Genomic DNA, 14,588 nt, shown 5'->3' with positions numbered 1-14,588 from the left:
GGAATCAGCCGCAGCTGATACGGTCGATCACCATATTATCGTCATAGGTCACGGTCAGCCGGTCCGGCCGGTAATCCATCGTCATGGCGCTGCGCGGCGGCCCCCAGCGGAGCGTTTTCGCGCCGGTCGCTGCCAATAATTCAGCCCCCAGTTCGGGGCTTGCCGTCTGGCCGATCCGGTCCTGGACACTGGCGGCATCGCACATGGCTGCTTCTCCGGTTTCGGCAGGATCGCTGTCGGCGGTTGCGGTCGTTGCACATCCGGTAAGGCCAAGTGCAAACGGGGCCAGAGCGCCAAGGGCAAGGCTGCTTGTTTCACGCTTCATCGAAAATCCCCTTCTTAACCACATTTGCGATATTCAAGCGCACCCTGCATCGCGTCCTCGCCCATTTCCTGGCGGATCAGGGTCTGGCCATCGTCGCGCGTTTCCATCCGCATCTCGCGGGTCCATTCCATGCCCTCGCCTTCAAACGCGAACACGGCCTGGATCGCATGGGGTTCAAGCGTGACGTCGTCACTCAATGTGCCGACCGACTCATAAAAGGTGAGCGTCGTCCCGTCGATCTCGAGAAGTCCCTTGGCCGCCGCGCCGCCTTCACAATCGGCAGCATTGATGCCCCAATTGCCGCGAAATTCGGCCGGAATGGTACCGGATTCGGCAGCAGCGGTGTCGACAGGGGCAGCTGTTTCGACAGGCGCGGGGGCAGGATCGTCACCCGTGCCCTCCTCCGGCCCCTGCGAACCGCACGATCCCAGGGCGAGCGCGCCGGCCATAGCCAGCAGCGGTGTGATGAAACGGGTTGTCGGCTTGCGCATGAATTCTCCTTTGCGAACGCCTCGGCACTATCCTTCGGGAACGCGGTCTAGCCTGCCTGTTTCCCGTAAAGATAGTGCCGGATACGCTCACAAGGTCGGTATCAGGAACGCGTTCGACCCGTCGCCGCCACCGTCGGGCCAGCGTTGGGTGACGGTCTTGACCTTGGTCCAGAAGCGCAGGCCTTCCATGCCGTACTGGTTGGTGTCGCCGAATGCGCTGCGCTTCCACCCGCCAAAGCTGTGATAGGAAACCGGCACCGGGATCGGCACGTTCACGCCGACCATGCCCACATTCACCCGCGACGCGAATTCGCGTGCCGCATGGCCGTTGCGGGTAAAGATCGCCACGCCATTGCCGTATTGGTGCTTGCTGGGAAGCGCGACCGCTTCCTCGAAATCCTTGGCCCGCACCATTTGCAGCACGGGGCCGAAGATCTCTTCCTTGTAGCTCGACATATCGGGCGTCACGCGGTCGAGCAGCGTGGGGGCCACGAAAAAGCCCTTCTCATGCCCTTGCAGCGTAAAGCCGCGTCCGTCGATGACCAGTTCGGACCCCTCGTCCACCGCGGTCTGGATCCATTGTTCGATCCGCGCCTTGTGCTCGGGCGTCACGACGGGGCCGTAATGCGCGTCGGGATCGGTCGACACGCCCACGCGCAGCGCATTGATCGCGGGGATCAGCTTTTCGCGCAGACGCTCGGCCGTATCCTCGCCCACCGGCACCACCACGGGCAGCGCCATGCAGCGTTCGCCAGCAGAGCCAAAGGCCGCGCCGCACAGATCGTTGACCACCATGTCGAGATCGGCATCGGGCATCACGATGCCATGGTTCTTGGCCCCGCCCATCGCCTGCACGCGCTTGCCGGCGGCAACGCCCCGGCTGTAGACATAGTGCGCGATGTCGGAACTGCCCACGAAGCTGACCGCCGCAATGTCCGGATGGTCGAGGATCGCGTCCACCATCACCTTGTCGCCATGCACGACCTGCAGCAGGCCTTCGGGGGCGCCGGCCTCGACAAACAGTTCGGCCAGACGCACCGGCACGCTGGGGTCGCGCTCGCTGGGCTTCAGGATAAAGGCATTGCCCGCCGCGATCGCCATGCCGAACATCCACATCGGGATCATCGCGGGGAAGTTGAACGGGGTGATCCCCGCGCCGATCCCCAGCGGCTGGCGCATCGAATAGACATCGATGCCGGTGCCCGCGCCGATGGTATATTCGCCCTTCAGAACCTGCGGGATGCCGCAGGCGAACTCGATCACTTCCAGACCGCGCTGCACGTCGCCCTTGGCGTCGTCGACCACCTTGCCGTGCTCGCTTGCCAGCAGTTCGGCAAGCTGCTGCATGTTCTGTTCGATCAGCTCCTTGAAGCGGAACATCACCCGCGCGCGGCGCTGCGGATTGGTCGCCGCCCATTCGGGCTGCACCTTCTTCGCGATCTCCACCGCGCGGTCCAGCAGCGCCGCATCGCCCAGCGGCACCTCCGCCTGAACCTCGCCCGTCGACGGGTTCCACACCTGATGCGTGCGGCCAGTTGCTGCACCAGCTCCGCCTGCGATGAAATGGTCTATCGTGCGCATGGCCCTTCACTCTCCGTATTTGTCCGGCGCAAAACCGTGGCGCCTTGGTATTGCCAAACAGCATTGCAGCGCGCACCATTGCATGCAACGATCAATTTTACGGCATGGTGCTGCAAAAATGCAGGATATCGACTGGAGCGATTTTCAGGTGTTTCTGGCCCTCGCCCAATCGGGCCGTACCAGCGATGCCGCCAGCCTGCTGGGCGTCGACGCCACGACCGTCAGCCGGCGGCTGAAACGTTTGGAAACCGGCCTTGGCGCCGCATTGTTTGAACGCGGACCCGAAGGGCATCAACTGACCGAAGCGGGCGAGGATTTGTTCGAACAAGTGTCGACCATGGCCCGCGCCGCCGCAAAGATCCGCGACCGCGCCGATACGGGCGGCGGCCTGTCGGGCAGCCTGCGCATCAGCGTTTCCGAAGGGTTCGGGACCTGGTTCCTGACCCGCTACATCCCGAAACTTGCCGATGCGCACCCGTCGCTGACTATCGATCTCGTTGCCAGCAGCGGATTTCTGAACCCTTCGCGGCGCGAGGCGGATATTGCGGTTATGCTATCGCGCCCCCGCTCGGGCCAGCTGATCGCGCGCAAGCTGTCGGATTACGCTCTAGGGCTGTATGCAACACACGCCTATCTGGAGCAGGCGGGAACGCCGCAAAGGGCCGAGGATCTGACGGAGGGACACCGGCTGATCGGCTATGTACCCGAACTGGTCTATGCGCCAGAGCTGGTCTATCTCGACGAAATTCACCCGGGCCTTCGAGCCACGCTGCGTTCGTCGAGCATCAATGCGCAGCACCGGCTGATCGCACAAGGGGCCGGCCTTGGCGTTTTGCCGCGCTTTATCGGGAATGCCGATCCGGATCTGGTGCCGCTTTTGCCGAACCGGACCATATTGCGCAGTTTCTGGATCGTGACCCATGCCGACACCAATTCGCTGGCGCGGGTTCGGGCTGGCAAGGACTGGCTGATCGAAACGGTCGCGGCGCAGCGGTCGGTGCTGCTACCACGATAAATAGGGGGCGGAACATCGGGCCCCGCCCCCATCAAACCATCAGATATGCAATGCGCGTCCGTAAGCCGCGAGCACGCTTTCGTGCATGCTCTCGGTGATGGTCGGGTGCGGAAACACCGTGTTCATCAGCTCCGCCTCGGTCGTTTCCAGCGTCTTGCCGACGACATAGCCCTGGATCATTTCGGTCACTTCCGCGCCGATCATATGCGCGCCCAGCAACTCGCCGGTCTTGGCGTCGAACACGGTCTTGGTGAAGCCCTCGGGCTCACCCAGCGCGATCGCCTTGCCGTTCCCGATAAAGGGGAACATGCCGACCTTCACTTCGTAACCGGCTTCCTTCGCCTTTGCCTCGGTCATGCCGACGCTGGCGATCTGCGGATGGCAATAGGTGCAGCCCGGGATATTGTTGCGATCAAGTCCGTGCGGATGCACATCCTTGTTCCCCAGTTCCTGAGCAATCGCCTCGGCTGCGGTCACGCCTTCATGGCTTGCCTTGTGCGCCAGCCACGGGCCGGGCGTGCAATCGCCGATTGCCCACACGCCCTTTACATTGGTGCGTCCGTAATCGTCGACCTTGATATGGAAACGCTGGTCAGGCTCGATCTTCAATTCGTCGAGGCCGATATCTTCGACATTCGGAACAATGCCGATGGCGGTGATCACATGGCTGAATTCGACCTCTTCGGTCTTGCCCGCCTTGTCGGTGATCTTCGCCTTCACGCTCTTGGCCGACTTGTCGGTGATTTCGACCTTCGCGCCGGTCTTGATCGTCATGCCTTGCTTGACCAGGGCCTTTTCGAGGAAGGCGGAGACGTCCTTATCCTCGACAGGGACGACACGGTCCATCATTTCCACGACAGTGACGTCGACGCCCATATCGTTGTAGAAGCTGGCAAATTCGATGCCGATCGCACCCGAACCGATCACCAGCAGCTTGGTCGGCATTTCCTTGGGCGTCATCGCATGGCGATAGGTCCAGATGCGGTCGCCATCCGCCGGATTGCCCGGCAGATCGCGTGCACGCGCGCCGGTGGCGATGATGATATGCTTGGCCGAAAGCTCTTCGGTGCCCTTTTCGCCCTTCACTTCCAGCTTGCCGGGCGCGGTCAGCTTGCCTGTGCCCATGTGGACGGTGATCTTGTTCTTCTTCATCAGGTGGGTGACACCCGAATTCAGCTGCTTCGCCACGCCGCGCGAACGCTTTACCACCGCTTCCAGATCGGCAGTGATTTCCTTGGCGGCAAGGCCATAGTCCTTGGCGTGCTGCATATAGTGATAGATTTCGGCCGAACGCAGCAGCGCCTTGGTCGGGATGCAGCCCCAGTTGAGGCAGATGCCGCCCAGCAATTCGCGCTCCACGATGGCGGTCTTCAGGCCAAGCTGTGCGCTGCGGATGGCGGCGACATAGCCCCCCGGCCCCGAACCCAGCACGATCACGTCATAGCTGTCTGCCACTTTGCAGTCTCCTAACCCTCAATCGGGCGCGGACGCCCGTTTTCATCTATCGCCACAAAGGTGAAATCCGCTTCGGTCACCTTTACGGCCGTTTCTTCAAAGCGATGGCGGCGCCATGCCTCGACATTGATCGTCATCGACGTGCGGCCGATGCGAGTGATGTCGCCATATACGGACACTTCATCCCCCACCGACACTGGCGCATGGAACAGCATCTTATCCATCGCCACGGTCACCGCGCGCCCCTTGCCGCGGCGCGAGGCAATCAGCCCCGCCGCATTATCCATCACGCTGACCAGCCACCCGCCGAAAATATCGCCATAGACATTGGTGTCGGCCGGCATGGCGACCACGCGGATCGCCGGTTCGCCTTCGGGCGGCTGTTCGTCGGCGCTGGCCATGGGCAGTCCGCTGTTACGCCAGCATGCCCAGCGGGTTTTCGACCAGTTCCTTGAATGCAGCCATCAGGCGCGCACCATCGGCACCGTCGATGGCGCGGTGGTCGAAACTGCCGGTCGCGCTCATCATCATGGCAGGCACAATCTCGCCGCTTTCGTCCACGATGGCGCGCTTTTCGCCTGCACCAATGGCAAGAATCATACCCTGCGGCGGATTGATCACGGCCTCGAACTGCTTGATGCCCATCATGCCCATGTTCGACAGGCTGGCAGTGCCCCCCTGATATTCGTCGGGCTGCAGCTTGCCTTCGCGGGCGCGGCCGGCCAGATCCTTCATGGCCTTGGCGATCGAGCTGACCGAACGGCCATCGGCATCGGAGACGATAGGCGTAATCAGGCCCGCGGGGATCGACACGGCGACCGAGATATCGGCACGCTCGTACTGGATCAGCTCGTTACCGGCGAAGGCGACATTGCATTCGGGCACGGCGATCAGCGCCTTGCCCAGGGCTTTCACCAGCAGGTCGTTGACCGAAACCTTCACCCCCTGGCTTTCCAGCGCCTTGTTCACCTCTGCCCGCAGCGCCAGCAGCTTGTCGAGCCGCACATCGACGGTGAGGTAGATATGCGGAACCTGCTGCTTGGATTCGGTCAGGCGGCGCGCGATGGTTTTGCGCATGCCCGACAGCTTCGATACCTGATGCGGAATGCGGGCATCGAGGATCGCGCGGGTTTCGTCTGCCATCTCGACACCGGAAGCGGGTGCGGCGGCAGCGGGCGCAGGCGATGCTGCGGGGGCAGCTGCCGGTGCGGCGGTGGCCGTGCCTTCCTTAGCGCCCTCGATATCGGCCTTTACGATCCGGCCATGCGGACCGCTGCCCTGCACCTGACCCAGATCGACCTTCTTTTCCGCAGCGAGGCGGCGTGCCAGCGGCGATGCGAATACATGTTCGCCCGAAGCCGCGGGCGCTGCCGGAGCGGGTGTTGCGGCCGGTGCCGATGCTGCGGGCGCAGGTGCGGCATCCGCCGCGGGAGCGGGAGCGGGAGCCGGTGCCGGTGCCGGTGCTGCGCTGCCACCGCTCTTGGCGGCTTCCTCGACATCTTCGCCATCCTCGGCAAGGATCGCGATTACGGTGCCGACTTTCACATTCTCGGTCCCTTCGTCGACCGAGATGGCAGCAATCGTGCCTTCGTCAATGGATTCGAATTCCATCGTCGCCTTGTCGGTCTCGATCTCTGCGATAATGTCGCCGGGTCCGATCTTGTCGCCCGCTTTCACGAGCCACTTGGCCAAGGTGCCCTCTTCCATAGTGGGGGACAGGGCTGGCATCTTGAGAGAGATGGGCATGATCGTCAGCGTTCCTGGTTCGATTGCCGCCCGTGCCGCCGGAATGGGCAGGGCGTTTGAAGAAAGATTTCGTCGCTTATCTCTAGCCTTAACCGGCAAGGGTCAAGGCCCCAGTTGCCGCAGCACACTTGCGAAAACCCGCGCCGTGCCGCAGTCTTTGCGTATAGCTCAACTGGCAGGCCGATAATCGCAATGCGCATCTATCTCGTCATTATGGACGAAACCCCCGAATCCCGCACGGCATTGCGCTTTGCCTCTCGCCGCGCGGCGGACACGGGCGGATCGGTCCATATCATCGCAGTCGTGCCCAAACAGCAATTCGTGGCGTTCGGCGGTGTGCAGGCGACAATAGAGGACGAAGCCAAAAGCCGCGCCGAAGTGCTGGTGATGGCGGCGGCGGGCTCGCTGTTCGAGGAAGTGGGCCGCATGCCGTCGATTGCCGTCAAAGTCGGCGATGCGACCAAGGTGGTACAGGACTATCTGGCCGAACACGAAGGCATCGCCGCGCTGGTGCTGGGCGCAGCCGCCGACGGCGCGCCGGGCCCCTTGGTGGCGCATTTCGCCGGTCACCGCGCGGGCCAGTTGCCCTGCCCGCTGATGATCGTGCCGGGCGGTCTGACCGATGAAGAGATCGACGCGCTGAGCTGAGACCTACTTCTTCCGGCCCTGATGCCGGATATTGCCCGGCCTGCCGCGCTTGCCCACCATATGCTTGCCCTTGTGTTTCAGCGGCGGACCGCCGCGCTTCTTGCGGGCGGCAGGCCGGCTGCCGCGCGGCTCGATGCTGCCGGCAAACTCGGGCGGCTCGAACTTCAGCGCGCCCGACAGCGGATTGGCTTCGGCCAGCCGCAGGGTCAGCCGGTCGCCCGCGCGATAGACCGTCCCGCTTTCCTGCCCGACGAGCACCTGCGCCTTGTCGTCATAGTTGAAACGTTCGTCGCCCAGCACCGAAACGGGTACCAGACCGTCACCGCCGACGCCCAGAATGGTCGCAAACAGGCCGAATTTCTGCACGCCGGTGACGCGGGTTTCGAATGTTTCGCCCACGCGGCCCGACAGCCATGCCGCGACATAGCGGTCGATGGTATCGCGCTCCGCCTCCATCGCGCGGCGTTCGGCGCGGCTGATCGCCTCGGTCACGCGGTCGAGCGATTCGCGGTCAAGGTCTGACAGACCGCTGCCCGCCGGGATCGCATTGCCCTGCGGCTTCGGCTGTTCCAGCCGGTACGCATCGACCAGCGCGCGATGCACAAGCAGGTCGGCATAACGGCGAATGGGCGAAGTGAAATGCGCATAGCTGCCCAATGACAGGCCGAAATGCCCCGCGTTTCGCGGCCCGTAATAGGCCTGCATCTGCGTGCGAAGGACCTGCTCCATGATCAGCTCCTTTTCCGCCACATCGGCCACATCCTTGATGAGGCGGTTGAACAGCGAAGGGGTGATCACCTGCCCTAATGACAGGCTGCGATCCATGGTCTTCAGATAATCGCGCAGCGACACCAGCTTTTCGCGGCTCGGCGTCTCGTGCACCCGATAGACGACCGGCGCGGCCTTGGCCTCCAGCGCCTTGGCGGCGGCGACATTGGCGGCGATCATGAAATCCTCGACCACGCGATGCGCGTCGAGCCTTTCGCGCACGACGATGGCGTCGATCCGCCCCTTCTCATCCAGCACCACGCGCCGTTCGGGCAGGTCGAGATCCAGCGGCTCGCGGTCATCGCGGGCAGCGGCCAGCAATTTCCAGCAACCCCACAGGTTCTTCAGATGCGCGGGCGCCTGATCGCTGTCGATCCGTTCCTGCGCATCCTCATAGGCGATCACTTCGTGAATGCGGACGATGGCGCGGGTAAAGCGGAAGTTCTTCACCCGCCCGTCGGCATCGATGGTCAAATGGCACGCCATCGCCGCGCGGTCTTCCCCCTCGCCCAGCGAACAGACGTCGGCGGACAGGACTTCGGGCAGCATGGGCACGACGCGGTCGGGGAAATAGACCGAATTACCGCGCTTGCGTGCCTCGCGGTCGATCTTCATGCCGGGGCGCACATAGAAGCTGACATCGGCAATCGCGACCAGCGCCTTCCATCCGCCCGCGTTGTCGGGATTATCGTCGGGCGCGGCCCAGATCGCATCGTCGTGGTCGCGGGCATCGGCAGGGTCGATCGCGACGATGGGCAGCGCGGTCAAATCCTCGCGCTGCTCTTTCGACAAGGGCAGGCGCGCCGATGTCTCCGCTTCGTCCAGCACCTCGTTGGTGAAGACATGCGGGATTTCATATTTATGGATCGCGATCAGGCTGAAGCTCTTGGGCGCAAGCGGATCGCCCAGCACCTCGGTCACCTTCACACCCGAACGCGGCGATTTGCCCGCCGGTTCGGCCAGCACAAGCTGTCCTTCCTCGGCATCGGCCAGATCGGCGATAGGGATCGAATTGCGCACCGACTTGTCGGTCGGCGCCAGCCAGCCCTTGCCGCTGCCGTCGATCTCCACCACGCCCATCAGCACATCCGCCCTGTCGGGCAGCTTGCGCATCACATGGGCAAGCCAGCCCTTCCCGACCTCTTCTGTACGGGCAAGGACGCGGTCGCCCTTGCGCAAGGCAGGGCCCGCGCGTTTCGCCTTGCCCTTGGGTTCGACCACGCGCAGCCGCGGGGGCGCCTGCCCGCTGTCGGGGTCCCATGTCTCGGGCACGGCGATCGCCTCGCCATCCTCGATCTCCACCACGCGCAGCACCGTCACCTTGGGAACGCCGCCCATGCGGTGATAGGCCGTGCGCTTGCCGTCGATCAGCCCTTCCTCTGCCATGTCTTTCAACAGCGCTTTAAGCGCGATCTTCTCTTGCCCCTTCAGCTTGAAATGGCGCGCAATCTCGCGCTTGCCGACGGGCGTGTCAGAGCCTTTGATCAGCTCCATCACCTGCTCCTTGCTGGGCAGGCCTTCGAATTTTCTTGGATTAGCCATCAGCGCCTATGTGGCCCTGACGGCGGCGCTTGCCAAGCGGTGCCTATTCGCTTTCCGGCGCTTCTTCCTTTGGCAGGGGATAAAACGCCCCGCCGGGCACTGCCGCCGCAACGGGGCTTTCCGCGCCATTGCCCGCGATGGACGATACGCCAACGATCCAGTCGTCGCCGCGCAGATCCAATGTCGTGCTGGTGGTCGACGCCGGAAGCTCGCGCACGCGCTGCCACGCGGCATCGTCTGTGCGCCGCCGCCAGACGGCATAGCCGGTCGCACCCTCGGCACTGTCCCACTCGACCAGAGTATCGGTGCGTACGGCGGCATCGGCCTTTACCCGCGGCGGCATGGGCGTGCGCGCCAGCCGTGCCAGTGCCAGCGTGTTCAGCCGTGTGACCCGCGCCAGATAGGGAAAGTCCATTTCCGCAGGCACGTCGCCATAGAATGTCCCGCCTTCGGTCCGCACATTCTGGTGCTGGTGTTCGTAATCCTCGACCGCGACCGAAATGCGCACGGCGGGAAAGCCCTTGTCCAGCATCGGCAAATGATCGCCGCCCCGTCCCATGCGATCGGCACGCCAGACCTGCCGCACGCTCAACGCATCGTCGCCGTCATTTTCCGACAAGTCCGCCAGCCAGCGCGACAGATTGCGCGACGGGGCATCGTTCTCGCCCCCGTTGCGGCGCATATCGGCGCGCTCTCCATCGCCTGCATCGGCGCGAACCGCTTCGGAAAAAACCCGCACATGGGCATCGTCGACAATGCCGTCCGAACCATGGCTGCCGCCGACGATGTCGTTGTTCAGAACGGCCTTGACCACCCAGCCCTGCTCTTCGGCGTAATCGGCCAGCAGCTTGCCGCCATACAGGCCCTGCTCCTCGCCCGAAAGGACGGCATAAACGATGGTGGTCGGAAATTTGAAGCGCGACAGATTGCGCGCCGCTTCGAACACCAGAACCGTGCCCGAACCGTCATCATTCGCGCCGGGGGCGTCGGTGGTCGCATCGGTGGGATCGGACGCCATCGAATCGATATGGGCCGAAACGATCACTACCTCGTTCGGGCGCTCCGTTCCCGGCTGGATGGCCAACACGTTGACGAGGCGGGTCGGCTGCGCGATGCGGCGGCCCTGCACCATGCGTTCGGGTAAAGCGATTTGCAGGCAATCGCCGCAGTCCGCCGAAATGCGGCGGAACTCTGCCTCTGCCCAGCGGCGCGCCGCGCCGATCCCGCGTGTGGGGTGATCCTGTACCGACAGCGTGTTGCGCGTTCCGAACCTGACAAGAGTATCGATATCGGCCCGCAGCCGCTCTTCCGATATGGCAATATCCGCCTCGCTTTGCGCGAGCGCGGTGGCGGGAATGACGGGGGCGCACGCCAGCGCGGTCAGCGCGGCGGTTATCAGGCGGATATTCATGCCCCGCACTGTGATCTGCGCCCCTCGCCTTGGCAAGAGGGTCGCCGGAAAAGCGGACCGCTTAGTAAGAGCGGGCGATATAGATATATTCGGACGCATCCCCGCCCGTGAAGATGCACGGTTCCTCCGGCTTGCCGCCGTCGACAGGCGTGTTGCGCATGGTCAGTTTCAGCGTCTTCAACTGTTCGACGATCTTGTCCAATGCTGCGCCGGTAGGGCGCGACCATGCTGCACGGATCCAGCCCGGCTTGACCGCGCCTTCCGCGAAATATCCGGCCACACCGTCCCAGTCGGTAATATCGGTGCGGATCGAATCGTCGCGGCGGGTTTTGGCCTCGGTGAACAAAGCTTCCTGAATTTCCTCCAGCAGGCCCGCTGCATTGAACAGGAAATCGTCACGGCCTTCGCCATTGATGTCGGCCTTCCCATCCTCGCGCCACAGGCGATCGCGGCGCAGCACCGAAACCTGCTCGCTCGCCATATCGCGCGGGCCGACTTCGACGATGATGGGCGCACCCTTGCGCACCCAGTCCCACCGCTTTTGCGCCGCCTTGCCGGGCCGCTGGTCCAGCAGCACACGCACGGGCTCGCGGAATGCGTCCTGCGCGGTCAGCGTTTTGCGGATTTCCTCGCAATAGGCGATCAGGTCGCTGTCGCCTTCCTTGCCGCGCAGCATGGGCAGCACGATGATCTGATGCGGCGCGATACGCGGCGGCACGCGCAGCCCGTCATCGTCGCCATGCGTCATGATCACGCCGCCGATCAGCCGCGTCGAAACGCCCCAGCTGGTGGTGTGGCACAGCTGCTCGACCCCCTGATCGTCCTGATATTTGATGTCGGCCGCCCTGGAAAAGGTCGTGCCCAGATAGTGCGAGGTGCCGGCCTGCAAAGCCTTGCCGTCCTGCATCATCGCCTCGATCGAATAGGTCGCATCAGCGCCCGGAAAACGCTCGTTCTCGGGCTTTTCGCCTGCGATGACCGGCATCGCCAGCACGTCTTCGGCAAAGCTGCGATAGACTTCCAGCATCAGCAGAGTCTCGTCCATCGCGTCTTCACGGTTGGCATGGGCGGTATGCCCTTCCTGCCACAGGAATTCGCTGGTCCGCAGGAACATGCGGGTGCGCATTTCCCAGCGCACGACATTGGCCCACTGGTTCAGTTTCAGCGGAAGATCGCGCCAGCTTTGCACCCAGCGGCCCATCGCCTGCCCGATCACCGTTTCCGATGTGGGGCGTACGACCAGCGGCTCCTCCAGTCTGGCATCGGGATCGACGACCAGCGATCCGTCCTGCGACTTCAGCCGGTGATGGGTGACGACTGCCATTTCCTTGGCAAAGCCTTCGACATGCTCGGCTTCCTTGGCGAAATAGGACAGCGGGATGAACAGCGGGAAATAGCAATTGTCGTGGCCGGTTTCCTTGATCCGGTCGTCCAGCAGGCGCTGGATACGTTCCCAGATGCCCCAGCCCCACGGCTTGATCACCATGCAGCCGCGCACGCCCGATTCCTCGGCCATGTCGGCCTGGCTGATCACCGCCTGATACCACGCGGCGAAATCGTCCTTGCGCGAAATGTCGAGCGCGTGGCGGATCGTCGCCTTCTGGGGCTGGTTCTGTTGGGTCGAGGGCGCGTTCACGAAGCGGCAAACCTTGGAAATTGGGGCCCTGCGCCTTGGGCGAAACATCGGCGCATCGGACCGGCACGAAAAAAGGGGCCCGAAACGAGCCCCCATATGACCGCGCGGCACCCTTGCCAAGGGGCAGCGCGCGTGAAGAACCTTTGTTTTCCGCCGCGCACCGCACGATGCAGGCGCGGCGGATGGAAATTCAGCTGCTGAGCTTGTCGATCTGCTCTTTCATGGCGGCCATCTGCTTGCGCAGCTCGTCCAGCTCGTTACCCGATTGCGGAGCGGCAGGCTTGTCTTCGCCTTCGGCCCCTTCTTCGTCGCCCATGCCCTTGGCAACGCCGGGCATAAAGGCATCGGTCGCCGCCTTGAACATCGCCATGTTCTGCTGCGCCAGCTTGGCCAGCGGATTGCTGCCCATCGAATCCTCGAACGCCTTGCGCATCTTCATCTGGTTGTCGCGAAACTGCGACATCGACATTTCCAGATAATGCGGGACCATCGCCTGCATCGAATTGCCATACATGCTGATCAGATCGCGCAGGAAAGTGACGGGCAGCATCTGCGAACCGGCCGCTTCCTCGTCCATGATGATCTGGGTCAGGATCTGGTGCGTAATATCGGCGCCGCTTTTGGCGTCGATCACCTGAAATTCAACACCCTCGCGCGTCATCTCCGCCAGATGATCGAGCGTAATATAGCTCGACGAATCGGTGTTATACAGACGCCGGTTGGCGTATTTCTTGATGATGATCACATCACCGGATTTTTCTTTGTCCGCCACATATCCCCCAAGATAGAATTGCGCCCCAGACTAAAATTGCGGATGCAACCCGAACATCTCTAGCTAATGCTGCGCAAGTTTGCTGCAAATGCTAATAGCACGGTGTAGCCGCCCCCCGCAAGCTATCCGGCCCGCAGCCTTGGCCCCGCCAGCGTCAGCAGTTCATACTGCGACAATCCGGACATTTCCGCCGCTGCGGGCAGATCGTAACCGGCGCGCAGCCAGTCTCCTTCACGCAAATGCGGCGCTGCGGTGATATCGACGGCGGTCAGGTCCATCGAAACCCTGCCCAGCACCGGCAGAACCGCTCCGTCCGTTGCCGTAAATTCCCCCTTGCCCGACCAGCAACGCAGATATCCGTCGGCATAGCCCAGCGACAGGATCGCCACGCGCATATCCGACGCAGCGGTAAAGCTGGCACCATAACCGATGCTCTCGCCCGCAGGCAGCGTGCGGATTTGCACGATGGCGGCTTCGGGCGCGATCACCTGTTGCAGATCTTGTGCAAGTTCACCGCGCGGAACGCCGCCATACAGCGCAAGACCCGGACGGGTCAGATCGAAGTGATACCCCGCACCCAATGCTATTCCCGCACTATTGGCAAGGCTGGCGCGGCGATGCTGCAATTGTGGCAACAGCGAAGCGAAAATACTCCGCTGCCGGTCGTTCAGTGCGGACTCTTCATCTGCGCAGGCGAGATGGGACAGCACTATATCGATATCGAGCGCAGCGATGGCCGGATCGCCCAGTTCTTCGGGCCGCACTCCCAATCGGTTCATGCCCGTATCGACCATCAGATCGCATACGCCCCCGCCCGCCGCCGTCCACCGGCGCGCCTGTTCGATGCTGTTGATCACGAGGCGCACCCCAGTCTCGCGCGCAAATCGCACATCGGCATCGCCCATCGGACCAAGCAGGACCGAAATGGACGATGAAGGTGCGTAATGGCGCACGGCTGCCACTTCGGACCAGTGCGCGACAAAGAAATCGCGGCACCCCGCATCCCACAGCGCCGGCATCGCCCGGTCGATCCCTATGCCATAGGCATCGGCCTTGACCGCCGCGCCGGTCCGCGCCTTGCCCGAAAGCCGGTCCATCGCGCGCCAGTTCGCCGCAAGTGCCCCGCCGTCGAAGGACAGGCGAAGCGGGGATGGATGGGATCGGGGCAGCTCGCCGGTTTCAGCCGTCATTCGCCGCC

13 protein-coding genes are annotated in these 14,588 nt (G+C 63.2%); 2 read left to right on the top strand and 11 right to left on the bottom strand.

The features are described 5' to 3' along the window. Positions 1-4: 4 nt before the first annotated feature. From LOZ74_RS07575 to LOZ74_RS07565, 3 genes are all read right to left on the bottom strand, one after another. Positions 5-325 carry an I78 family peptidase inhibitor gene (locus LOZ74_RS07575; RefSeq protein ID WP_230293532.1) on the bottom strand — a complete coding sequence of 107 codons (321 nt, stop codon included), beginning with the start codon at positions 323-325 and terminating at the stop codon, positions 5-7. A 14-nt stretch (positions 326-339) separates the two neighbouring features. Then, positions 340-816, bottom strand: coding sequence for a hypothetical protein (locus tag LOZ74_RS07570; protein WP_230293531.1), 477 nt, complete (start codon positions 814-816; stop codon positions 340-342). Between the two features lie 87 nt (positions 817-903). Then, entirely contained in the window at positions 904-2,397 is a 1,494-nt protein-coding gene (locus tag LOZ74_RS07565; protein WP_230291357.1) for a CoA-acylating methylmalonate-semialdehyde dehydrogenase, read from the bottom strand. 118 nt (positions 2,398-2,515) lie between these two features. On the opposite strand from LOZ74_RS07565, the gene LOZ74_RS07560 reads away from it, so the two are divergent. After that, entirely contained in the window at positions 2,516-3,412 is an 897-nt protein-coding gene (locus LOZ74_RS07560; RefSeq protein WP_230293530.1) for a LysR family transcriptional regulator, read from the top strand. A 39-nt stretch (positions 3,413-3,451) separates the two neighbouring features. On the opposite strand, the gene lpdA is transcribed toward LOZ74_RS07560, so the two are convergent. Genes lpdA through LOZ74_RS07545 form a run of 3 tightly spaced genes read right to left on the bottom strand, consistent with a single transcriptional unit; the run spans position 3,452 to position 6,613 of the window. Continuing rightward, positions 3,452-4,867, bottom strand: coding sequence for a dihydrolipoyl dehydrogenase (gene lpdA / locus LOZ74_RS07555; protein ID WP_230293529.1), 1,416 nt, complete (start codon positions 4,865-4,867; stop codon positions 3,452-3,454). An 11-nt stretch (positions 4,868-4,878) separates the two neighbouring features. Continuing rightward, on the bottom strand, positions 4,879-5,268 hold the full coding sequence (locus tag LOZ74_RS07550; protein WP_230281232.1) for an acyl-CoA thioesterase: 390 nt from the start codon (positions 5,266-5,268) through the stop codon (positions 4,879-4,881). Between the two features lie 13 nt (positions 5,269-5,281). Then, positions 5,282-6,613, bottom strand: a complete 1,332-nt coding sequence (locus LOZ74_RS07545) for a pyruvate dehydrogenase complex dihydrolipoamide acetyltransferase (RefSeq protein WP_230293528.1) — start codon at positions 6,611-6,613, stop codon at positions 5,282-5,284. Between the two features lie 192 nt (positions 6,614-6,805). Here LOZ74_RS07545 and LOZ74_RS07540 point away from each other — a divergent pair, with 192 nt between their 5' ends. Continuing rightward, positions 6,806-7,261, top strand: coding sequence for a universal stress protein (locus LOZ74_RS07540; RefSeq protein ID WP_230281234.1), 456 nt, complete (start codon positions 6,806-6,808; stop codon positions 7,259-7,261). Positions 7,262-7,264: 3 nt separating this feature from the next. Here the strand turns inward: LOZ74_RS07540 and rnr are convergent, their stop codons facing one another. From rnr to alr, 5 genes are all read right to left on the bottom strand, one after another. Beyond that, positions 7,265-9,571 (bottom strand): ribonuclease R, encoded by a 2,307-nt coding sequence (gene rnr, locus LOZ74_RS07535; protein ID WP_230293527.1) that lies wholly within the window; start codon positions 9,569-9,571, stop codon positions 7,265-7,267. A gap of 43 nt (positions 9,572-9,614) precedes the next feature. Continuing rightward, on the bottom strand, positions 9,615-10,982 hold the full coding sequence (locus LOZ74_RS07530) for a M28 family peptidase (RefSeq protein ID WP_230293526.1): 1,368 nt from the start codon (positions 10,980-10,982) through the stop codon (positions 9,615-9,617). 61 nt (positions 10,983-11,043) lie between these two features. Then, entirely contained in the window at positions 11,044-12,573 is a 1,530-nt protein-coding gene (proS, locus tag LOZ74_RS07525; RefSeq protein ID WP_230293843.1) for a proline--tRNA ligase, read from the bottom strand. Between the two features lie 235 nt (positions 12,574-12,808). Then, complete coding sequence (gene phaR, locus LOZ74_RS07520; protein WP_230293525.1) at positions 12,809-13,390, bottom strand: polyhydroxyalkanoate synthesis repressor PhaR; 582 nt, start codon at positions 13,388-13,390, stop codon at positions 12,809-12,811. A 122-nt stretch (positions 13,391-13,512) separates the two neighbouring features. Further along, complete coding sequence (gene alr / locus LOZ74_RS07515; protein ID WP_230293524.1) at positions 13,513-14,580, bottom strand: alanine racemase; 1,068 nt, start codon at positions 14,578-14,580, stop codon at positions 13,513-13,515. Positions 14,581-14,588: the final 8 nt, after the last annotated feature.

It is taken from the genome of Croceicoccus sp. Ery5 (assembly GCF_020985325.1).
Taxonomy (GTDB): domain Bacteria; phylum Pseudomonadota; class Alphaproteobacteria; order Sphingomonadales; family Sphingomonadaceae; genus Croceicoccus.
The sequence above is the reverse complement of the archived record's forward strand: the minus strand, read 5'-3'. Positions and strand labels throughout refer to the sequence as shown.

Bases quoted from the DNA above. Each gene is read 5' to 3' on its own strand.
- LOZ74_RS07575 (WP_230293532.1), bottom strand. From the start codon at position 325: ATGAAGCGTGAAACAAGCAGCCTTGCCCTTGGCGCTCTGGCCCCGTTT.
- LOZ74_RS07570 (WP_230293531.1), bottom strand. From the start codon at position 816: ATGCGCAAGCCGACAACCCGTTTCATCACACCGCTGCTGGCTATGGCC.
- LOZ74_RS07565 (WP_230291357.1), bottom strand. From the start codon at position 2,397: ATGCGCACGATAGACCATTTCATCGCAGGCGGAGCTGGTGCAGCAACT.
- LOZ74_RS07560 (WP_230293530.1), top strand. From the start codon at position 2,516: ATGCAGGATATCGACTGGAGCGATTTTCAGGTGTTTCTGGCCCTCGCC.
- LOZ74_RS07550 (WP_230281232.1), bottom strand. From the start codon at position 5,268: ATGGCCAGCGCCGACGAACAGCCGCCCGAAGGCGAACCGGCGATCCGC.
- LOZ74_RS07545 (WP_230293528.1), bottom strand. From the start codon at position 6,613: ATGCCCATCTCTCTCAAGATGCCAGCCCTGTCCCCCACTATGGAAGAG.
- LOZ74_RS07540 (WP_230281234.1), top strand. From the start codon at position 6,806: ATGCGCATCTATCTCGTCATTATGGACGAAACCCCCGAATCCCGCACG.
- rnr (WP_230293527.1), bottom strand. From the start codon at position 9,571: ATGGCTAATCCAAGAAAATTCGAAGGCCTGCCCAGCAAGGAGCAGGTG.
- LOZ74_RS07530 (WP_230293526.1), bottom strand. From the start codon at position 10,982: ATGAATATCCGCCTGATAACCGCCGCGCTGACCGCGCTGGCGTGCGCC.
- alr (WP_230293524.1), bottom strand. From the start codon at position 14,580: ATGACGGCTGAAACCGGCGAGCTGCCCCGATCCCATCCATCCCCGCTT.